Origin of the sequence: Dactylosporangium sp. CA-233914 (assembly GCF_050942935.1) — a bacterium.
Lineage (GTDB): Bacteria > Actinomycetota > Actinomycetes > Mycobacteriales > Micromonosporaceae > Dactylosporangium.
Map to the genome: position 1 here is coordinate 6,130,020 of NZ_CP192030.1, position 20,325 is coordinate 6,150,344.

Below are 20,325 nucleotides of genomic sequence, written 5' to 3' on the forward strand. Positions count from 1 at the left end.
GGCGCGGTTCCAGAGTTCGAGCTGCAGCAGGGCCCAGATCCGGGGGCTCTCGTCGCGGCCCGAGTCGACAACCTGCTGGCGCCCTCAACCGCTGAGCGTCTTGAGGAAGTCCGCTGCCCAGCGGCCCACGTCGTGCGTGCGGACGTACTCGCGCATCCGGCGCATGCGGCGGCTCAGCTCGACCGGCTCGGCCCGCATCGCCGAGGTGATGGCCCGCTCGAGGTCGTCGACGTCGTAGGGGTTCACCGGGAACGCACCGTCGAGCTCGGCGGCGGCCCCGGTGAACTCGCTGAGCACCAGCGCGCCGAGCTCGTCGCGCCGGGCGGCGACGTACTCCTTCGCCACCAGGTTCATCCCGTCGCGCAGCGGGGTCACCAGCATGACGTCGGCCGCGAGATAGAGGGCGACCAGCTCGGCGCGGGAGCGGGACTGGAACAGATAGTGCACCGGCGCCCGGCCGACGTCACCGAACTCGCCGTTGATCCGGCCGACCTCGCGCTCGACCCGCTCCCGCAGCTGCTGGTACTGCACGACGCGCTCCCGGCTCGGCGTGGCGACCTGCACGAGGACGGCCTCCTCGTTGCCGATCGTGCCGGCGGCGAGCAGCTCGCCGTACGCCTCGATGCGCTGCTCGATGCCCTTGGTGTAGTCGAGCCGGTCCACGCCGAGCAGCAGCGCCCGCCGGTCCCCGCCGAGCTCCTCCCGCAGCCGCCGCGACTCGGCCTGCACCTTCGGGTCGGCGGCCAGCCGGTCGATCTCGTCCACGTCGATCGAGATCGGAAACGCCCGGGCCGTGACCGTACGCCCGTCGTACTCCACCCGGTCCCCGTCCGGCCGCAGCCCGAGCAGCTGCGCGGTGAGCCGCAGGAAGTTCTGGGCCGCCAGCGGATGCTGGAACCCGACCAGGTCGGCCCCGAGCAGCCCGCGCACGAAATCGGCGCGCCGCGGCAGCTGCATGAACAGCTCCACCGGCGGAAACGGGATGTGCAGGAAGAACCCGATCCGCAGATCCGGCCGCGCGGCCCGCAGCATCCCCGGCACGAGCAGCAGCTGGTAGTCGTGCACCCACACGGTCGCCCCCTCGGCGGCGACCTCCGCGGCCGCCTCGGCGAAGCGCCGGTTCACGGCCTCGTACGCCACCCGCCACGCCCGCCGGTGCGTGGCCGGCTCGACCCCGTCGTGAAACAGCGGCCAGAGCGTCGAGTTGGACTGCCCCTCGTAGTACCGGTCCACGTCCTCGTCGCTGAGCGCCACCGGCCGGATGTACACGCCGTTGTGCTCGAAGGGCTCGACGCGCTCGTCCGGGCTGCCGATCCACCCCACCCAAGCCCCACCGGCCCGGCGGGCGATCGGCTCCAGCGCGCTGACGAGCCCGCCGGGGGTCGCGTCGACCGGCACGCGGTTGGCCACCACCACAAACCCGTGCACGACTTGATCTGTACCGCGCCTGGCGCTCCCGAAACGTCCCGATCAGGACCTCGGACGGATCGCCGCCGCCGGTGCCGGTGCGGAAGGTGGCTGCGCAGGTGATCCGCACGCCGCTAGCCTCCCACTTCGGGCTGCCACCGACCCGATCGCTCACCTGATGCCAGGCCGCCGCGGCGTTCATGGTGTTGTCGTGCACGTAGGCGATCTGCGTCGGGCCGGCTTGGAGCGCACCTCGTTGCCGGCGATGTCGATGGCGCCGTGGCGGGCGGTGACGGTCGGCGTCTCAGCGGCGGTGGTGAGTCCCGGCGGCTCGCCGAGTGCTTCGCCGGCGGAAAACGGGGTGGCCTCGGCGTACTACGTGGGTAAGGTCGGGCAGTGCCCGAGCTGAAGCGGCTGCATGCCGGTCATGCCCCGGCGGTCCTGGCCTTCGAGTTGGCGAACCGCGCCTACTTCGCTGCCTCGGTCTCCGACCGCGGCGACGACTTCTTCGACCAGTTCACCGATCGGTACAACGCCTCGCTGGCCGAGCAGGAGGCCGGCATCTGCGCCTTCTACGTGCTCGTCGCCGAGGACGGCTCGGTACTCGGCAGGTTCAATCTGTACAACGTCGAAGAGCACTGTGCGGAACTCGGCTACCGGGTCGCGCAGCATGTTTCCGGCCGCGGCGTGGCGACCGCGACCGTCCGGGAGCTGTGCCGGCTGGCGGTGGCCGAGCATGGGCTGCGTACGCTGCGGGCGGCGACCGCCCGCCAGAACGGCGCGTCCCAGAGGGTGCTGACCAAAGCCGGGTTCGTCCCTGTCGGCCCGGCCGACCCGGCCCACCTCGGTGGTAACCCAGGCACCTGGTACGAGCGCGACCTGGTGCTCCAGCCGCATACGTAGCGGTGCTCGAATTGAATGAGCAGCAGGGCCGCGTTGGGTTCGGACTGGCGGTGACGTACTGGCTGCTTGAACGGGGTGCGCACGCCGATGCCGGCGCCGGCATAGCCGTGGTGCCCGGCTCGACCACCGAGACCCAGAGCCGCAGCCCGGGAGATCTCGAACCCGGCGGCCAGCACGGTGATGCGGAACCGGACCAGCGCGAACAGCGCCTGCCGCCAGGTCGTCAATGCCGGGGCCTTCTTGCGGGTACCCGGGCACGTCAACCATGCACGGTAGGCAATCATGTGGAGTTCTTTGCCGCATCGGTCCTTGTGGTGGGAGCTCGGTCTGCGCGGTCCACTATGGACGGAATACTCGTACCGGGCCGACCCGCCGCATTTCTGTGCTGCGATCACCTCATTGGGTCTGCGCAACTACGCGACGTGGAATCCTTCGGGTGGGAGCGGCGCCTCCCGCTACTTCATCGCGACGGCCGGCGCCGTTGGGGGGATCGGACGAGTTGCCGCCGCGGGTGCCGGTGCAGGAGGTGACGGTACAGGTGATGCGCACGCCGCTGGCCTCCCAGTTCGGGCCGCTGCCGACCCCGGCGTTCGGGTGTGCCGGGCATCATGGGCGGCATCGGCGCGGTGTGGTCGAGCGCCTGCATCTGGGACGTTTCATCGACCGCGAGGACCATCGCCTTGTCCGGTGGGTCGAGGTACAACCCGACCACGTCGCGGACCTTGTCGATGAACAACGGGTCGGCGGACAACTTCCAGGTGTCCACCAGGTGGGGCTTGAGCCCGGACGCCCGCCAGATCCGTGATACGGCCGTCTGGTTGAGCCCGGTCGCGCGCGCCATCGACCGGGTCGACCAGTGACTGTCCTGATTGGACGGCGCCGCTTCGAGGGTCATGACGATGACCGCCTCGACCTGTGTGTCGGTGATCTTCCGTGGGGCGCCTGGACGGGTCTTATCCTGCGACCCCGCCAACCGCTGCGTGATGAACCGTTTGCGCCACTTACCGGCCGTCGGAAGCGACGCCCCGAGCCGCCGCGATACCTCACTATTGGACAGGTCATCCGCGCCCGCAACGCCAACGCCTGCGCCGTCTTCGCCCGACGAGACCACGACAGCAGCGTCTGACGCTCCACATCGGACAGTACAAGCTCCGCCTCTGGACGGGCGAACGACCTCGCATCGTCGGGGCGACATCACGCTGCCCGAGTTCGATCAGTCCGCCCGCCCCCTGCCCGGGCTCGGCATAGCCGCAGTCGATGGCTCGTCGTCGACCTACCAGCAAAAGGCCCCGGCCGTACGGGTCTTGACATCCCACCGTCGCAGTAATGTAACGTACCTGACATGCATATGCGTTGGTGAATAGATATTCACCGCCGCAGGCGGCGCGACGTACGCAGAATCACCGCTCTCCTGCTCCAGCCCGCACGGCTTCGATAGCCGCCAGCGGGTGCAACGCGCTTCCGCCCGCGAGGGCGGGAAAGTCGGGCATCGCTGGTGGTCCCCGCCCACTCGGCACCGATCGGAGATTCTGAATGAGGTGCAACCGCAAAGTAACTGCACTCGTCGCTGCCGCACTCGCGTGGGGCGGCACCAACACCATCGCCCGGGCGCTGAAGCCGACCGAGGAGCAGTACCCCTCCAGCGACTGGGCGGCTATCCAGGCCGCATTGGCAAATCCGTCAGGAGGTGCTATCGGGCCGCAAGCGGCGTGCGTTGGGAACAGCTACGGCGGCTTCGGGCCGTTGTCGAAGCCCTGAGAACAACAGCATTCGAGAACTTGGAAGGTGAAAATGAAAGACAAGCACAAGCCCCTGGTGAGGCGGGGCATGATCCTCTTCGCCGGCATGCCGCTGATGTTGGGCATGACTGCCGCGACCCTTTCGACCGCAAATGCGTCCTCAAACGCTTCGACCGCAAAAGCGTCCGCAACGGATAAGAAGCCAATCCGGTGGGTGATCACCACCGACGGCGAGGGCGACGATCAGGCGTCGATGCACCGGGCGCTCTTGTATGCCAACGACGTCGACATCGCCGCGATCGTGAGTACGGCGTCCAAGTACCACTGGGCAGGCGATCCGACGGCCAATCCGCCCATCGCCACCAGAAGTTGGTCGGGAACGACATGGGTTCCTAAACTGATTGGTGAGGGCTACCGTGCGGTGTATCCCAATCTAGTGGTGCACGATTCCAGGTACCCAACCCCAGAGCAACTTCTCAGCGTCTACAAAAACGGAAACATCACCAATGTGGGCGAAATGGCCACAGACACGGAGGGCTCGCTCTTGGTGAAGAGCATCCTCCTGGACAATGATCCGCGACCGGTCAGCCTGCAGGCTTGGGGTGGGACCAACACCATCGCCGCGGCACTGAGATCTATCGAGGATCAGTATAAGAACACCCCGCGATGGGCCAGCATCTACAAGAAGGTTACTGAAAAGGCGCAGGCCTACCTCATTCAGGACCAGGATTCCACCTACAAGGATTACATTGCTGTCCACTGGCCAAAACTCCCGGTGGTGGTCAACAAGGATCAGTTCGAGGCGTTCGCCTACCGCTGGGCGGGAAACCCGGCACCTCAGATCGACGTGTTCCGCAAGCCTTTCCTGGACGCACACTTGTCGGCTGGGCCATACATGGCGAGCTATCCGCGGGCAAACGGCACCTCGGGCGACTGGTTCTCCGAGGGTGACTCGCCATCATTCCTGCACGCTGTGCCAAACGGGCTTGATGGCTTCACCAACCCCGCGTACGGCGGATGGGGTGGACGATTCGTCCAGATCAACGACAACCTGTTTGTTGATGCACCGCGCTACCTGAACCTCAGCCCTGAGATCAACGCCATGGACATTGCAAACGACAGTAGCCTGGTCGGCCCGGTGAAGCCGAATGGCGGTCTAGTGAACGTTCAACTCGCTGCGGCAGCCGCTCGGGGCGATACGACCCTCACGCTCAACACCAATAGGGCAAACGGGGCGCCCGGTGCCAACTACAACATGTTCTTCGTCGGCAACGTGGTGACCGTTGGAGTGGGCTCGACCGCTGAGGTGCGCACAATTGTCGGTGCTCAGATGGAGGCGGCACCGTTCACGATCACCCTCAACCAGCCCCTATCTGCTGCACACGCGGCGAACGATTATGTTGTGAATCAAAGCAGCACCCGCTGGCCACAAGGCCGATGGAACGTGGCAATCCAGATGGACTTCGCGGCTCGGGCTGCGTGGACGGTGACGCCGAAATATCGTTCCGCGAACCACTCCCCGCGAGCGTCGGTTTCTACCACGGCAGTCTCTGCGAAGCGGGGGCAGAAGGTGCCGCTGAACGCGTCCGCCAAGGACCCTGACGGCAACAACCTGAAGTACACTTGGTGGAATTACGTCGAGGCGGGCACCTACAAGGGTGGCGAAGTATCAATCGCCAACTCTACGGACAAGAACGCTTCCATCATCGTGCCGGCGGACGCCAAGCCGGGCGACAAAATCCATGTTATCCTTGAGGTGAGCGACGATGCGCCGATCACGATGACTAGCTACGCAAGAGTTGTGGTGACGGTCAAGTAGAGGTAGACCTTGGGACTGCTGCACGGACAGGTTGGCGTCTGTGCAGCAGTCCTCTCTGGGGGACGGCCATCTGTGGCGGCCACATGACGGTGGTGCACGTCAGTGACGCGGCCGAGAGGGGGCACATGGTGACCTTGCTTGTCCCTGCGGAGTTTGTTCCCGGGATTTGAGAGGACTGCTTATCAGTGCCAACTGGCGGTGAAATGTTCGACGTCGCCTCGCTTCCGTCCCCCGTTATCGCTGCTCTTGAGGCATCCGGATGGTTCTGGGGCCGGAAGGTCGACGTGAGTGAGATCATCGCTGACCTGATCGTGGAAGGCTATCGGAGAAATCCGCCGGCGATCGCCTTCTTAAGTGCGCTTTCTGGTCTGCGGATAGCACCGATCAACAGCGAGGGGCCAAATTTCGCCAACACGGAGCCATTGTTCATTGATCCGGGTGGAGTGGGGCGGAGGCATCGCTCTGGGGCGGCCGAAGTGGAATCGGTTGTCGAGGAGGACGTGTTTCCTGTGGCTTGGTGGTTGAGTCACTCGTACGTATATGTAACGGCCTCGGCGAGGATGGTCGCCTTCTCGTCCGGCCTGATTTGGTTGCTAGGCAAAACTCTAGAGCAGGGGCTTGACATGGCTGTACGGGCGCCGTCCGAACTTGTCTGCGTCGGATCCCGGGAGGGCCAGCCCAGATGGCCCGACCTGAGAAGAAGGCATTGAATCCGTTCCCGAGATGGGACGGTGACCTATGCGTCAACGGATCCTCGGCTGCGATCAGCGGGTGGGCAGACCGTTCGGTGGCGTGCCGCCCAGCGGCGGGGCGTCGATCTCCGGAACCACTTCGTGAGGGTGCTTGGTGCAGGGATGGGGCAGATGGTGTCTTGTGGTGAGAAGTCATCCACCGGGGACTCCACCCCAATCTCCACCACCGTCCTATATGGACGGCATGCCTGTGTCGCCACAGGCCCGACTTACGCACATTTCGTGGAGAGACCACCTCAATGTAGCGACGTGGAATCCCTCGGATGAGGCGCCGCACCTCGCTACTTCATGATCGGTGATGCGCGGGTTTCCCCGCCGGCTCGGAGATCCCTCTGGAACTTGTTCGGCGGGCGGTCAAGCGGGGCCGAGGGCCCGAGCGTGTCGCGTGGCGGCCGCGTCGGCTCTGGTAGGGCTGCGCAAGGTGACGGCCGGCGCCGTGTGGGGGCGGGCCGGCCGTTTGCGTGGTTGGGTTACGCGGTGGGGCTGGGCGTGGTTGGGGTCGTCGGGGGAGTGGTCAGGTTGCGTGCCGCTTCGCCGAACTGGCTCATGGTTGGGTTTTCGCGCAGGCGGCGGGCGTTGTCCACGATCTGCTCGTACTTCGCTCGGCCCGCGCGGGTTCCGAGCACGTAGCCGACGGCCAGGCCCGCGGCGATGGGTAGCAGCTTCATCATGGTCTCCTCAACATTCGGCTGGCGAGTACAGCGATCGCGCCCACGGCCAGTGTGGCGCCCGCGGCCAGGAGCAGCCGGGTGCGGTGGGCGGCGGCGCGGTTGACGGTGCGGCGGGCGGCGGCGCGGGCGCGGCTCTTGACGTCGGCCTTGGCGGCCAGCGCCTCGACGGTCTGGCCCAGGGCCGCGCGGGTGCGCAGGATCTCGGCGCGCAGTGCATCGGCATCCGCAGTCACGCCGATCAACTCCTCCGGTCGTTCCCATCCAAGCGCAACATCAAACTACGCCAGTTGTACCGCCAGAGCCGCCGCAAAACACGCAAACCCCGCGATCGCCGCCGAGGAGCGCAGCACGTCGATGCGCTGCCAGCGTATGACGGTCGCGCGCCAGTCCGCGGGCGGGGCGTCGGCCGACCAGTCGATGACCTTCATGTTGATCGGCACGGTGCCCAGGAACGAGCAGAGGAGGAACGCGACCAGCGCGGCGAACCCCGCCCACCGCCACGCCCCGCCGGGGCCGTCGGCGACGGCGAGCACGGCCACGGCGGCCGCGACGGTCGGGAGCATGACGGCCGGCACGACGATCCGCAGGGTGCGGACCAGGGCCACCCGCGCCTGGATGTGGGCGCGGTCGTCCAGCGTGCGCAGGGCCGGCTGCACGCCGTACCGCACGATGAACTCCTCCCCGGCAAGTATCCCCGCCAGGATGAGACCGATCGCTTGAAGCAGAACACTGCCGGTCATGCGGTAACCAACTTTCTTCAGTCGCTGCAAGTTCACGGTACCAGCAATTCTGCAGTCACTGAAGTACGATGGCGAGGTGAGTGACACGGCGGTCTCCTGGCGGTCCGACGCCCCGATGGGCCTGCGCGAGCGCAAGAAGCGCGAGCTGCGGGCCCGGCTGTCGGCCACCGCGACCCGGATGTTCCTGGAGCGCGGCTTCGACGCGGTGCGGGTCGCCGAGATCGCCGAGGCCTGCGGAGTGTCGGAGCGGACGGTCTTCAACCACTTCCCGACGAAGGAGTCGCTGCTGCTGGACCGCTTCGACGACACCCTGTCCGCCCTGCGCGCGGCCCTGGCCGACCCGGCCGCCCCGCCGCTGCCGGCCGTCCTGGGCGTTCTCGACGACGAGCTCGCCGGCCTGACGACCTGGCTCGCGGCCCAGCCGGACCCGGCCGGGGCGACGGCGACGCTGCGCCGGTTCCGGGAGCTCAGCACGAGCACGGCGGAGCTGCGCGCGCACCAGCACGGCATGGTCGAGCGGCTCACCGACGCCGTGACCGGACTGCTCGCCGGCCGCGTCGGCGCGGACCGGTGCGCCCCCGAGGCGCAGATCGCCGCGGTGGCGCTGCTGGGCCTGTGGCGGGTGCAGGCGGCGAGCCTCAACCGGCACCTCGCCGCGAATCACCCGCCGCAGCGCCTCCGCGACCTGGTCGGCGCCGACGTGAGCCGCGCCGCCGCGACCATCGAGCCGGCGCTGCGAGAATTCACGCCAGGGTGACGGCCGCCGGGCCGTGAACCTCCATCGTGGACGGTGCGGACGGGCGCCGCGCCGGACGAAAGATGTTGGGTCGGCGCGATCGGCGGGTAAGCGGCCCGCCATGGACGAGGTTTCCCGGCTGCTCGACGCCGCGTACGCCGGTCGCGAGCGGCTCACCCGCGACGAGATCTACCGCCACGCGGTCGCCACCGACGCCCCGGCCGAGGCGGTCGCGGCGCTCGACGCGCTGCCGGAGGGGGAGTACGCGCACGACGAGGCGATCGACGCCCTGGCGGAGCTGGGCCGGCCGGTGCCCGAGGCCATGGGCATACCCGCGGCCGAACTGTCCGACGAGGACCTCTCGCGCGAGCTCGGCCACCTGCACGAGACCCGCGACGACACGTTCCGCCACGGCCCCCCGCAGGCCCTCGTACACCACGACGAGCGCACGGCCGAGCTGGAGGCGGAGTACCTGCGCCGGTTCCCCGACCGGGACATCGAGCCGCGCCGGCTCAGGCCGCCAGGGTGAGCACGACCTTGATGTCGTCCGGGCGCGCCTCGAGGGCCTCGGCGAACCGGCGCAGGGGGACGCGGCGGGTGATGAGGCTCGCCAGCCAGGACGGGTCGGCGGCGGCGAGGGCCCGCGCGGCCGCGGTGTAGTGGCGCGGGTTGGCGTTGACCGAGCCGACCACGACGTCGTTCTCCAGCACCATGCTGCGGTTGGCCTGGCCGACGTCGACGGAGATGGTGCGGCCCGCGGACGACACGCCGGTCAGGCAGACCACGCCGTACGCCCCGGAGCCGGCGATCGCGTCGAAGACCACGGACGCGGCCCCGGTCGCCTCGATCACGACGTCCGGCCGCAGCCGCTGGGCGACGTCGGCGACCGGGTCGCTGTGGTAGGTCGCGCCGAGCGCCGCGGCCGCCCGGGCCTTCGGCCCGCCGGAGGTGCGGTTCAGCACGTGTACGTCGAGCCCGCGCTGCACCCCCAGCAGCGCGGCGAGCAGCCCGATCGGCCCGGCGCCGGTGACGAGCACCCGCTGCGGCGCGAAGTAGGACCGCGACCCGACCCGCTCGACCTGGTCCCACGCCTTGGCCACGACCGCGGTCGGCTCCAGCAGCACCCCGGTCTCGGCCAGGCCCGGGTCCAGCTTGACGGCGTAGCCCGGCTCGACCGTCCACAGTTCACTGCCGTACCCGTCCAGTTCCTTGATGCCCCGCTCGGTGTACTCCCCGTTGCGGCACATGTCGAACTCGCCGTGCGCGCACGCCGGGCACGGCCGCGGGTCCGGCCGCCGCACGATGCCCACCACGAGGTCCCCGGCCGCGAACCCGCAGCCCGCGGGCGCCGACCGCACCCGCCCGAGCGACTCGTGGCCGAGCACGAGGCGGTCCCGGCCGGGCGGTGCCCACCCGTACTCGCCGGCGATGATCTCCCGGTCGGTCCCACACACCCCGAGGGTGACGCCCTCGACGAGCAGCTGCCCGTCCCCGGGAACCGGGTCGGGCACGTCGCTCACCGCGGCCGAGCCGGCGCTGAGCGGAACGACGGTCAGTGCGAGCATGCCCGCCGTGTACCCGTGAGCCCGCCGCCGTATGCACCGTCCGGCGGGGGATGGTCGATGCCCGCCGCAGGGCACGTACCGGAGCTCCAGCGTCACCGCTGAGGAGTACGGGTTAATCGGATGACCGGTTCCCGGGCGCTCGCTACGCTCCTCGGAGTGTTGAGACGGCTGCGGCATCTGCGCATGGACGTCCGGCCGCTGCGGCACCGGGACTTCCGGCTGCTCATGGGCAGCGGCGTGGTCACGATGTTCGGCAGCTACATCACCATCGTGGCCGTGCCGTTCCAGCTCAAGCAGCTCACCGGATCCTACGTCGCGGTCGGCGCCGTCGGCGTGGTGGAGCTGGTGCCGATGGTGCTCAGCGGCCTGTGGGGCGGCGCGATCGCCGACGCGGCCGACCGGCGCCGGGTGATCCTGTGGTGCGAGGCGGGGATGGCCGCCTGCACCGGCGGGCTGGTGCTCAACGCGCTGCTGCCGCACCCGGCGGTCTGGCCGCTGTTCGTCGTCGCGGGCGCCGTCGCCACGCTGGACGGCCTGCAGCGGCCGTCCATGGACGCGATGATCCCACGGCTGATACCCCGCGACGAGCAGACGGCCGCGAACGCGCTGCAGGGCATCCGGTACCAGATCGGGGCGATCGCGGGCCCCGCGGCCGGCGGCGTGCTGGTCACCACGGCCGGCGTTCCGGCGGCCTACGCCGTGGACGCGCTCACCTTCCTGGCCTCCATCGCCCTGCTGCTGCGGCTGCGCCCGGTCCCGCCCTCGGCCGGGGCCGAGCGCCCGAGCCTCGCCGCGATCGCGCGCGGCGCCCGTTACGCGTGGTCGCGCCCGGAGCTGCTCGGCACCTACTTCGTCGACCTCGCGGCGATGTTCCTGGCGATGCCGATGGCGCTGTACCCGTTCGTCGCCGACGCCCTGCACGCGCGCTGGGCGCTCGGCCTGCTGTACGCGGCCCTGCCGTTCGGCGCGATGCTGGTCTCGCTCACCAGCGGCTGGGCCTCCCACGTGCACCGCCACGGCCTCGCGGTGTGCCTCGCCGCCGGCGTCTGGGGCGCGGCCGTCGCCGGCTTCGGCCTGGCCCCGAACATCGCCGTCGCCCTGGCCCTGCTCGTCGTGGCCGGCGCCGCCGACATGGTCAGCGGCCTGTTCCGCAGCACGATCTGGAACCAGACCATCCCCGACCACCTCCGCGGGCGCCTGGCCGGGATCGAGCTGCTGTCGTACTCGATCGGCCCGACCGCGGGCCAGCTGCGCGCCGGGCTGATGGCCGGCGCGGTGGGCCTGCGCCCCGCGATCACCGCCGGCGGCCTGCTGTGCGTGGGCGCGGTCGCCGCGTGTACCGTACTGATGCCGGGCTTCACCCGCTACGACGAGCGCACCGGCCCGCACCACCGCGCCGAGGAGCCCCAGCAGACCGCCGCCTGACGGCCCCGTTCGCGACGCCGCCCCGGCACCGAGGACGGCGAGCCCGGGCCGGCCGGATCAGACGACCCCCGCGCCGCGAACTCATCGGTGATGGAATGATTCCCCGCCATGGGCGTTCTGACCGACTACTTCGCGGCGGCGTCGGACGAGCGGGCGGCGGCGGTGCTGGGCACCTCCGGCGGGCCGTATGACGCGGGCCTCGCGCTGCCGGTCGTGGAGGCGAAGGGCATCGACCCGGTCGTACACCTGGGAACCCTGGAGGAGCTGCTGACCGGCGTTCCGTACGCCGAGATCGTCGAAGGCCCGCGCTCGGGCCACTGCGCCGGCTCGGCGGAGGGCGACGACATCGTCCTCGCGGTGACCGACGAGCTGCAGCGGGCGCTGGCCCAGGCGCCGCCGGACGGTTTCGCATCGGTCGCCGAGGCGTGGGCGCGGCACGTCCCGTACGCCGACCCGGTGTTCCTGGCGGACTTCCTGCGCGAGCTGGCGGCCCTGGCCCGCGCGGCCCGGGAGCGCGGCGACCGGCTGTACTGCTGGATCTGCCTGTAGAACGAGGTCGCTGCGCTAAGCGGTGAAGGGAAGGTGTACTGATGCCGTGCAGCCGGCGTCCGGGCGGGAGCGGATGTCGAGCGTGCCGCCGGCATCGGCGATCGCCTGCGCGGTGAGCGCGAGGCCGAAGTGGCCCGGTCCGGGCGGCTGCCGCGGGTCGAAGCCCACGCCGTCGTCGGCGACGGTGAGGCGCACCCGGTCGGTGACGGTGAGCGTGACGGTGATCGTGGCCGGGCCGCCGTGCCGGACGGCGTTGCGGACCAGTTCGCGGGCGCTGCGGGCGATGAGCAGCGCATGGGCGTCGGTCAGGCCCAGCGGGTGCTCGTCCCCCGCAACGCGCACGTCGAGCGCGATCGGCTCCGGCACGGCCGCGCGCAGCAGCACCGGCAGCCGGCTCGCCAGCTCGGCGGCGGTCAGGTCCGGTGGCAGGACGTCGTCGGTGAGAGTACGCAGCTCGCGGATGCTGTCCCGGACGATGGTGCGGGCCAGCGGGGTCGCCGGGTCGACGGACAGCACGACGTTGGCCGCCGCCAGCTGCTGGATCGGCCCGTCGTGCAGGCGCTGGGCGAGCTCGCGCCGCTCCCGTTCGGCGGCCGTCATCGCCAGGGTGGCCAGGGCGGCGTCGTGCGCGGCGCGGCGCCGCGCCCGGCGGGCCGCGGCCAGGCTGAGCGGCACGGTGGCCAGGGCGAGGCCGAACACGCCGGCCAGCAGGGGCGGCAGCTGGGTCGCGACCGCCTGGGCGGTGAGGGTGCCGGCGTTGACCGGCACGTACGCCTCGAGGCTCATCGTGTGGCCGGCGGCGTCGCGGAAGTCGACGAAGGCCTCCCGCAGCCCGCGGCGGTAGTCGGACTCGTAGCGGTGTTCGCCGTCGTCGGGCACGTCGCGGCTGCGCAGCCCGCCCGAGCCGATCGAGCGCAGCGGCTCGGCGTCCCGGGTCCGGGTCGTGCCCTCCAGACCGGGGACGTCCGAGACGACGATCCGGGCCTTGTCGCCGCAGACGATCCACAGCTTGACCCGGTGGAGGGTGCCGGAGCGCAGGAACGGCTCGAGGCGGTCCAGGACGGCCGCGCGGTTGTACCCGGCCGGCTCGGCGAAGTCGTACTCCGCGAGGCCCGCGATCACCGCGGCCGCGACGGTCTTCGACACCTGGGTCGCGTCGCGGCCGGTCTGCTGCCGCCCGGTCCGCCAGGCCCCGGCCGTCGCCGCGACCGTGACCACGACGGCGGCGATCCCTGCGAGCGCGGCGTGCCCCAGCAGGGCCCGGCGCCACGTTGCCCGGACGGGCACCTCGGTCATCGGAAGCGGTCCGCGCGCGCCACGAGGCCGAACCGGTCGGCGGTCAGGACGGCGTCGAGCTGCGAGCGCACGCCGAGCTTGGCGCGGAGGGTCTTGATGTAGTCCCGAACGGTGTGGACCGACAGCTCCAGCGCGGCCGCGATGCGCGTCGCGTCATGGCCGGAGGCGAGCAGCGCGAGCACCTCCCGCTCGCGCGGGCTGAGCCGGGGCAGGCCGTCCGGTCCGGGCTCGCCGGGTCCGTCGCCGCCGCGGATCGCGTCGAGCACGCTGCACAGGGCGTCGTCCTTCGGCAGGAACACGTCGGCTCCGGCCCGGCGGGTGCGCTCGGCGAGGCCGGGCTGGTCGTGACCGGTCAGAACGATCAGCTGGGCGGCGGGCCGCAGCGCTCGCAGCTGCTCCACGACGGTGAGGCCGCCGCCGTCGGGCAGGTTCAGGTCGATAATGGCCACGTCGAAGTCGCCGGCCGCGGCCGCGTCGAGGGCCCCGCGGACCGAGCCGGCCACGGCGACGCACCGCAGATCCGGCTGGGCGTCGAGCGCGAACGCGAGCGCGTCGGCGAAGACGCGGTGGTCGTCGACGAGCAGGACGGCCCTGGTGGGCGTGCGGTGCGCGACGGACCGCATGGTCAGATCGACTCCTTCGCAGGTCCCCACATTTTGGGGGGTTGGCGTCATATGGAAGCACCGGCAAGGTGAATAAGGCAAGCCTAACCTTTATTGCGCCGTCCTTGCCTGAAGGATCCCCCTGTGCTGATCAACCGTGTCGATGTACGCCGCCGCCTGCTGCCCGCGCTCGCCGTGCCGATCGTGCTCACGGTCCTCGCCGCGTGCGGCGACAGCACGCCGGAGCCGGCGGGCGCCTCGGCCCCGCCGGGCGCCACCCTCGACAGCGGCGTGACGCTGACGCTGTACAACGCGCAGCACGACACCGTGGGCAAGGCCTGGGCCGACGCGTTCACCGCCAAGACCGGCATCAAGGTCCAGATCCGCCAGGGCAGCGACCTGGAGATCGCCAACCAGCTCGTCGCCGAGGGCGCCGGCTCCCCGGCCGACGTGTTCCTCACGGAGAACTCGCCGGCGATGACGCTGGTCGAGAACGCCGGCCTGCTCGCGCCGATCGACGCGGCGACGCTGGCGCAGGTGCCCGCCGAGTACGCCCCGTCCACCGGCAAGTGGATCGGCATCGCGGCGCGCTCGACCGTCCTGGCGTACAACCCGGGGAAGATGAGCGAGGCGGACCTGCCGAAATCGATCATGGATCTGCAGGACCCGAAGTGGAAGGACCGCTACGGCGCCGCCGCCAAGGGCGCGGACTTCCAGGCCATCGTCAGCGCGATGCTCGAGCTCAAGGGCGAGGCCGCCACGAGCGCGTGGCTGGCCGCGCTGAAAGCCAACGGGCAGGCGTTCACCGGCAACACCGCGGCGATGAAGGCCGTCAACGCCGGCACCGCCACCACCGCGATCATCTACCACTACTACTGGTACGGCGACCAGGCCAAGACGAAGGAGAACAGCAACAACGTCAAGCTGCACTTCTTCGGCAACGGCGACCCCGGCGGCTTCGTCAGCATCTCCGGCGGCGGCGTGCTCAAGTCGAGCAAGCACCCGGCCGAGGCGCAGGCTCTGATCAACTTCATCACGAGCAAGGACGGCCAGACGGCCCTGGCCGCCGGCACCTCGTTCGAGTACTCGGTCGGCAAGGACGTCGCCTCCAACGCCGCGCTCAAGCCCCTGGCGGAGCTCAACGCGCCGAAGGTCGACGCGGCGAAGCTCAACAGCAAGAAGGTCGTCGACCTGATGACGACCGCCGGACTCATCTGAGCCGTTGACCACGCCGCACATCAAGGCCGCGACCGGCGCCGCCGCACGGTGGCTCCGGTCGCGGCCGCCGCTGCGCCTGCTCGCCCTGTGCACCCCGGTCGCGGTGTTCGCCGCGATCCCGCTGCTGCTCATCGCGTTCTACTCGGTCCAGGCCGGCTGGTCCGGGATCCGGCCACTGATCTTCCGCCCGCTCATCGCCGAACTGCTGGGCAACACCCTCGCGCTGTGCGGCACCGCCACGGCGGGCTGCGTGGCGCTCGGCACCGCCCTGGCGTGGCTGGTCGAACGCACATCGCTGCCCGGGCGCTCGGCCTGGCTGGCGCTGCTGTCCGCCCCGCTGACGATCCCGGCGTTCATCAACAGCTACGCCTGGATTACCGTCCGGCCGAGCCTGCACGGGCTGGCCGGCTCGACGCTCGTGGCGACGCTGTCGTACTACCCGCTCGTCCTGCTGCCCGTCGCGGCGGCAGTGCGCGGCCTGGACCCCGCGGCCGAGGAGTCTGCGCGGGCCCTCGGCTCCGGCCCGGCGGCGGTGTTCCTCCGGGTGGTGCTGCCGCGGCTGCGACCGGCCCTGCTCGGCGGGGCGCTGCTCGTCTCGCTGCACCTGCTCGCCGAGTACGGTGCCATTGAGCAGCTGCGGTACCCGACCTTCGCCACGGCGATCATCGCGCAGTACCAGTCGACCTTCGCCTCCACGGCCGCGAACGTCCTCTCTGCCGTGCTCGTGCTGTGCTGCCTGGCGTTCGTGACCCTCGAAGTGCTGCTGCGCGGCCGCGCCCGCACCGCCCGGCTCGGCGCCGGCGCACCCCGCCCAGCGGTCCCGGCCCGCCTCGGCATGTGGACCGCACCGGTGATCCTGGCTCTGCTGGGGCTGCTCGGGCTGGCGGTCGGCGTCCCGGCGTACAGCGTCGGGCACTGGCTCACGTACAGCACCGCCGACGCCTGGGCTCCCGGCGTGCTGCTGCCGACGCTGTGGACCACGGCGAAGCTCGGCGCCGCCGCCGCCGGTGCCGCCGTCCTCGCCGGGTTTCCGATGGCCTGGCTGGCGGTCCGGCACCGCAGCGGCGTGACCACCGTGCTGGAGCGCAGCACGTACCTGGCCAGCGCCGTCCCCGGCGTCGTCGTCGGGCTCGCCCTCGTCAGCGTGTCGATCCGCTACGCCCGCCCGCTGTACCAGACGACGATCCTCGCGGTCGCCGCCTACGTCATGCTGTTCCTGCCCCGCGCCATGGTGAGCCTGCGCTCCGCGATCGGCCAGGCGCCCGCCACCCTCGACGAAGCCTCGCGCGGGCTGGGCAGCTCGGCCCTGTCCACGTTCCGGCGGGTGACGGTCCCGCTCACCGCACCGGGCATCCTGGCCGGCGCTTCCCTGGTCTTCCTCGCCGTGTCCACCGAGCTGACCGCCACGCTGCTGCTGGCCCCCACCGGCACCCACACCCTCGCCACCGAGTTCTGGTCGGCGACCTCCGAGATCGACTACCCGCGGGCCGCGCCCTATGCGGTCGGCCTCATCCTGCTGTCGGTGCCGGCGGCCTATTTGTTGCTGCGCCAGTCCACCAAAGGAACCGCACCATGACCGCACTGTCGATACGGGACCTGCACAAGCGCTACGGCCCGACCCGCGTGCTCGCCGGGGCCGGCCTGGAGGTCGCCGACGGCACGACCACCGCGATCCTCGGCCCGTCCGGCTGCGGCAAGACGACCCTGCTGCGGCTGGTCGCCGGGTTCGACCGCCCCGACACCGGCACCATCGCCCTCGCCGGCCGCGAAGTCACGGCCGGTCGCCGCGGCCTCGCCCCCGACAAGCGCAACATCGGCTACGTCGCCCAGGAAGGCGCCCTGTTCCCGCACCTCACCGTCCACGCGAACATCGCCTACGGCCTGTCCCGGCGCACGACGACCGCCCCGGCCCGCCGCGCCCGCGTCGCCGAACTGCTGGAGCTCGTCAGCCTCGAGCAGGCCCTGGCCCGGCGGTATCCGCACGAACTCTCCGGCGGCCAGCAGCAGCGCGTGGCGCTCGCCCGCGCCCTCGCCCGCCGGCCCGCCCTGGTCCTGCTCGACGAGCCGTTCTCCTCGCTCGACACCGCACTGCGCGCCGTGACCCGGGCGGCGGTCGCCGCCGCGCTGCGAGCCGCCGGCGTCACCACATTGCTCGTCACCCACGATCAGGCCGAGGCCCTCGCGCTGGCCGACCAGATCGCGATCATGGCCCGCGGCACGTTCGCCCAGACCGGACCGGCCCGCGAGGTGTACGCCCACCCCGCCGACCTCGGCACCGCCCGCCTCCTCGGCCCCGGCAGCACCCTGCCCGGCACGGTCATCGCGGGCAAGGCGGCGTGCGCTCTCGGCGCCCTGCCCCTCGCCCAGCCCCGCCCTGACGGCGACGCGCACATCTTCATCCGCCCCGACCAGGTCCGCCTCGCGGCCACCGGAACCCCCGCGACCGTCGCCGCCGCCGAGTTCCTCGGCGCCGACACCGTCCTCACCCTCCGGCTGGCCGACAGCAGCACCGTCGACGCCCGCGTTGACGGCACCGTCACCCAGGCCATCGGCACATCCGTCACCGTCGAGATCACCGGCGCTGTCCACGCGTATCCGCGGCATCACGGGCTGACGTCCTTTTCGAACCATGACCTGCCCGGCATCCATTAGCTGACTGCGGTCAGAGATTGCGGCCGGTCCACGACTCGATCTCGCACAGCCGCAGTCCCGCGCCATCGAGAACGCCCCAGGACGCGGCCGGCGGCCCGGGGCCGAAACCCCGGGCCGCCGCTTGCAGCGGGTTCGCTCAGCAGGCGCCGTTGTCGGTCCAGACCCCCTGGCTGTTGCTGCCCGGGGTGTCGCCCTGGGTCCACCACTTGGCGGTCCACTTGTGGCCGCCGTAGGTCACCGACTGGCCGCCGGTGTAGGCGGTCGCCGAGTTCCACGGGGACAGGTCCGTGCAGGTGCCGGTGCCGCCCGTCGGCGTCGGTGTCGTGCCGCCGCAGGCGCCGTTGTCGGTCCACACGCCCTGGCCGTTGTTGCCCGGGGTGTCGCCCTGGGTCCACCACTTCGCGGTCCAGCTGTGCCCGCCGTAGGAGACCACCGCGCCGCCGTTGTAGGCCGTTGCCGCGTTCCAGGCCGGGGCCGAGCAGGTGCCGGTGGTCGGGCTCGGGGACGGGCTCTTCGACGGCGACGGGCTGGCCGACGGGCTCTTCGACACCGACGCGGTCGCGGTCGGCGAGGCCGTGGAGCAGCCCGCCGTGGCGCCGTTGGTCGCGTTCACGACCGCGTTGAACAGCGTCGCGGCCGGGTCCAGGGCCTCCAGGGAGTACATCATCGCGCCGGCGAGACCGTTGCAGTGCTGGTAGTCGGCCCGCAGCTGGATCGACGCGGGGGAGTCGCCGGCCCAGAACGTGGTGCCGTCGTAGAAGTACGCGCCCTTCGTGACCGGGTCGAGGTACGTGTACGACGGGTTGTTCACGAACCCGGTGAGCTCCTTGTAGAAGGAGACGCCGGGCACGTTGCCCGACAGTGCGTGACCGGTCGCCGGGCCGGACGCGGTCTGGTACAGGCCGTGGTTCGAGCCCGCCGGGACGCCGGTCCAGCCGCGGTAGTAGAACGGGTATCCGAGCGTCAGCTTCGAGGCCGGGAACCCGCCCGGGATGCCGTAGCCCGAGTCACCGGTGGTCCACGCCTTGATGGCCGAGTCGATGCTGTACTTCCCGTTGCCCGGCGGCACCACGGGACTGGGGTCGCTCGGGGAGTTGTACAGCGGGTCCTGCAGGTTCGTCGGACCGGTCGCCTCCCAGCCGCCGTGCATGTCGTACGTCATGACGTTGGCGTAGTCGAGGTACTGCCCGACCTTGTTCGTCTCGATCTGCGCGATCTTGTCCTGGCCGGCGGGAACCGCGGCGGTCAGCCACTTCTTGCCGCCGCCCAGCGCGTCGAGCTGGGCCCGGAACTCGGCCATGAGCAGCGTGTAGTTCTGCTTGTCGGCCGCGGCGTAGTGGTTGCCGGTGTGCCCGGGCGCGCCCGGGTACTCCCAGTCGATGTCGATGCCGTCGAAGACGCCGGCGCCGGTGCCCGCGCCGCCGTAGCCGTTACGGGACGGCAGGTTGCCCTTGATGAACATGTCGATGCAGGAGCTCACCAGGCGCTTGCGGTTCGCGTCGCTCGAGGCGGCGTCGGAGAAGTACTTCGAGTACGTCCACCCGCCGATCGACACCAGGATCTTCAGGTTCGGGTACTTCGCCTTGAGCTTCTTGAGCTGGTTGAAGTTGCCGACGATCGGCTGGTTGTAGACGTCGGCGACCCCGTCGACGCTGATGTCGGCGCCGTAGGACTTGCCGTAGTCGGCGAACGAGTCGCCGGCGTTGTCGCCGGCGTTGGGGTTGTTCTCGTCCGGCGAGGCGGCCGAGTCGTTCTCGAAACAGCTCAGCGTGCTGGGGTTGATGTTCTCGAACGCGTACACCAGGAAGTCGAGCTTGCCGGCCATGCCGCTGGTGTCGAGGTTCTTGGGGTAGAAGCCGTTGGCGTAGATGCCCCACTGGGTGAAGTACGCGAACTTCACGCCTCCGCTGGTGGCGGCCTGTGCGGAGACGGTGTTCAGCGTGGCGGTCGTCCATGCGGTGGCGGCGGCCAGCACGGCGGCCGCGATGCCGACGGCGAGTCTTCCGGGTCTGCGCATCTCGCTCCTCCTGTAACCGAGTGCACTCCCAATCAGTTAACAAACTTAACTGTTTGCCGGAATTTTATATCGATCAATGACTTTGGACAAGAGCCCAACAGGTGATGACCAAGGTCCGAATTTGACGCACACTGATGCCGTCCTCGACTTGACGCCGGGAGGGCTCTGTCCGCATGGACCTCGGAACCGCCTGGGCCAGGGCGCTGACCCTGGCCGAACGGACCGCCTCAGCGG

At 70.4% G+C, this 20,325-nt stretch carries 20 protein-coding genes; 11 read left to right on the forward strand and 9 right to left on the reverse strand.

Features of this window, described 5'->3' with window-relative positions; all coding sequences use genetic code 11:
• Positions 1-84: 84 nt before the first annotated feature.
• Complete coding sequence (locus ACQPY0_RS27310) at positions 85-1,428, reverse strand: alpha,alpha-trehalose-phosphate synthase (UDP-forming) (RefSeq protein WP_432994121.1); 1,344 nt, start codon at positions 1,426-1,428, stop codon at positions 85-87.
• Between the two features lie 190 nt (positions 1,429-1,618).
• On the opposite strand from ACQPY0_RS27310, the gene ACQPY0_RS27315 reads away from it, so the two are divergent.
• Together ACQPY0_RS27315 and ACQPY0_RS27320 are read left to right on the forward strand one after the other, a co-directional pair.
• A complete protein-coding gene (locus ACQPY0_RS27315) occupies positions 1,619-1,816 on the forward strand; it encodes a hypothetical protein (protein WP_432994123.1) in 198 nt (65 codons plus the stop codon).
• The gene (locus ACQPY0_RS27320; RefSeq protein ID WP_432994125.1) at positions 1,804-2,310 is read left to right on the forward strand and encodes a GNAT family N-acetyltransferase; all 507 of its coding nucleotides are present in this window, start codon (positions 1,804-1,806) and stop codon (positions 2,308-2,310) included. Before ACQPY0_RS27315 ends, ACQPY0_RS27320 begins: the two co-directional genes overlap by 13 nt.
• A gap of 460 nt (positions 2,311-2,770) precedes the next feature.
• Here the strand turns inward: ACQPY0_RS27320 and ACQPY0_RS27325 are convergent, their stop codons facing one another.
• Positions 2,771-3,421, reverse strand: coding sequence for an IS630 family transposase (locus ACQPY0_RS27325; protein WP_432994127.1), 651 nt, complete (start codon positions 3,419-3,421; stop codon positions 2,771-2,773).
• A 680-nt stretch (positions 3,422-4,101) separates the two neighbouring features.
• Here ACQPY0_RS27325 and ACQPY0_RS27330 point away from each other — a divergent pair.
• Both ACQPY0_RS27330 and ACQPY0_RS27335 read left to right on the forward strand, forming a co-directional pair.
• The gene (locus tag ACQPY0_RS27330) at positions 4,102-5,868 is read left to right on the forward strand and encodes a nucleoside hydrolase-like domain-containing protein (RefSeq protein WP_432994129.1); all 1,767 of its coding nucleotides are present in this window, start codon (positions 4,102-4,104) and stop codon (positions 5,866-5,868) included.
• 203 nt (positions 5,869-6,071) lie between these two features.
• Positions 6,072-6,578, forward strand: coding sequence for an SUKH-3 domain-containing protein (locus ACQPY0_RS27335; protein ID WP_432994131.1), 507 nt, complete (start codon positions 6,072-6,074; stop codon positions 6,576-6,578).
• Positions 6,579-7,090: 512 nt separating this feature from the next.
• Here ACQPY0_RS27335 and ACQPY0_RS27340 read toward each other — a convergent pair.
• From ACQPY0_RS27340 to ACQPY0_RS27350, 3 genes are read right to left on the reverse strand one after another with little or no spacing between them, the layout of a single operon-like run.
• Positions 7,091-7,288: a hypothetical protein gene (locus ACQPY0_RS27340; RefSeq protein WP_432994133.1), complete on the reverse strand. Its 198-nt coding sequence runs from the start codon at positions 7,286-7,288 to the stop codon at positions 7,091-7,093.
• Positions 7,288-7,524: a DUF3618 domain-containing protein gene (locus ACQPY0_RS27345; protein ID WP_432994135.1), complete on the reverse strand. Its 237-nt coding sequence runs from the start codon at positions 7,522-7,524 to the stop codon at positions 7,288-7,290. Before ACQPY0_RS27345 ends, ACQPY0_RS27340 begins: the two co-directional genes overlap by 1 nt.
• Before the next feature lie 45 nt (positions 7,525-7,569).
• Positions 7,570-8,031: an anthrone oxygenase family protein gene (locus tag ACQPY0_RS27350; RefSeq protein ID WP_432994137.1), complete on the reverse strand. Its 462-nt coding sequence runs from the start codon at positions 8,029-8,031 to the stop codon at positions 7,570-7,572.
• A gap of 76 nt (positions 8,032-8,107) precedes the next feature.
• Between ACQPY0_RS27350 and ACQPY0_RS27355 the strand changes: the two genes are divergently transcribed.
• Positions 8,108-8,788 (forward strand): TetR/AcrR family transcriptional regulator, encoded by a 681-nt coding sequence (locus ACQPY0_RS27355; protein ID WP_432994139.1) that lies wholly within the window; start codon positions 8,108-8,110, stop codon positions 8,786-8,788.
• 100 nt (positions 8,789-8,888) lie between these two features.
• On the forward strand, positions 8,889-9,296 hold the full coding sequence (locus ACQPY0_RS27360) for a DUF6158 family protein (protein ID WP_432994141.1): 408 nt from the start codon (positions 8,889-8,891) through the stop codon (positions 9,294-9,296).
• Here ACQPY0_RS27360 and ACQPY0_RS27365 read toward each other — a convergent pair.
• Entirely contained in the window at positions 9,280-10,332 is a 1,053-nt protein-coding gene (locus ACQPY0_RS27365) for a glucose 1-dehydrogenase (RefSeq protein ID WP_432994143.1), read from the reverse strand. The genes ACQPY0_RS27360 and ACQPY0_RS27365 overlap by 17 nt on opposite strands.
• A gap of 156 nt (positions 10,333-10,488) precedes the next feature.
• Between ACQPY0_RS27365 and ACQPY0_RS27370 the strand changes: the two genes are divergently transcribed.
• Positions 10,489-11,757, forward strand: a complete 1,269-nt coding sequence (locus tag ACQPY0_RS27370; protein ID WP_432994145.1) for an MFS transporter — start codon at positions 10,489-10,491, stop codon at positions 11,755-11,757.
• Between the two features lie 108 nt (positions 11,758-11,865).
• Positions 11,866-12,306 carry a hypothetical protein gene (locus ACQPY0_RS27375; protein ID WP_432994147.1) on the forward strand — a complete coding sequence of 147 codons (441 nt, stop codon included), beginning with the start codon at positions 11,866-11,868 and terminating at the stop codon, positions 12,304-12,306.
• A 15-nt stretch (positions 12,307-12,321) separates the two neighbouring features.
• Here the strand turns inward: ACQPY0_RS27375 and ACQPY0_RS27380 are convergent, their stop codons facing one another.
• Positions 12,322-13,602: a sensor histidine kinase gene (locus tag ACQPY0_RS27380; RefSeq protein WP_432994149.1), complete on the reverse strand. Its 1,281-nt coding sequence runs from the start codon at positions 13,600-13,602 to the stop codon at positions 12,322-12,324.
• A complete protein-coding gene (locus ACQPY0_RS27385) occupies positions 13,599-14,225 on the reverse strand; it encodes a response regulator (protein WP_432994151.1) in 627 nt (208 codons plus the stop codon). Before ACQPY0_RS27385 ends, ACQPY0_RS27380 begins: the two co-directional genes overlap by 4 nt.
• A 123-nt stretch (positions 14,226-14,348) precedes the next feature.
• On the opposite strand from ACQPY0_RS27385, the gene ACQPY0_RS27390 reads away from it, so the two are divergent.
• Genes ACQPY0_RS27390 through ACQPY0_RS27400 form a run of 3 tightly spaced genes read left to right on the forward strand, consistent with a single transcriptional unit; the run spans position 14,349 to position 18,074 of the window.
• Positions 14,349-15,422, forward strand: a complete 1,074-nt coding sequence (locus tag ACQPY0_RS27390; protein ID WP_432994153.1) for an iron ABC transporter substrate-binding protein — start codon at positions 14,349-14,351, stop codon at positions 15,420-15,422.
• Positions 15,423-15,426: 4 nt separating this feature from the next.
• On the forward strand, positions 15,427-16,998 hold the full coding sequence (locus tag ACQPY0_RS27395) for an ABC transporter permease (RefSeq protein ID WP_432994155.1): 1,572 nt from the start codon (positions 15,427-15,429) through the stop codon (positions 16,996-16,998).
• Positions 16,995-18,074 (forward strand): ABC transporter ATP-binding protein, encoded by a 1,080-nt coding sequence (locus tag ACQPY0_RS27400; protein WP_432994157.1) that lies wholly within the window; start codon positions 16,995-16,997, stop codon positions 18,072-18,074. The genes ACQPY0_RS27395 and ACQPY0_RS27400 overlap by 4 nt, the downstream gene beginning before the upstream one ends.
• Positions 18,075-18,210: 136 nt before the next feature.
• Here ACQPY0_RS27400 and ACQPY0_RS27405 read toward each other — a convergent pair whose 3' ends face one another.
• Entirely contained in the window at positions 18,211-20,091 is a 1,881-nt protein-coding gene (locus tag ACQPY0_RS27405; RefSeq protein ID WP_432994159.1) for a glycosyl hydrolase family 18 protein, read from the reverse strand.
• Positions 20,092-20,325: the final 234 nt, after the last annotated feature.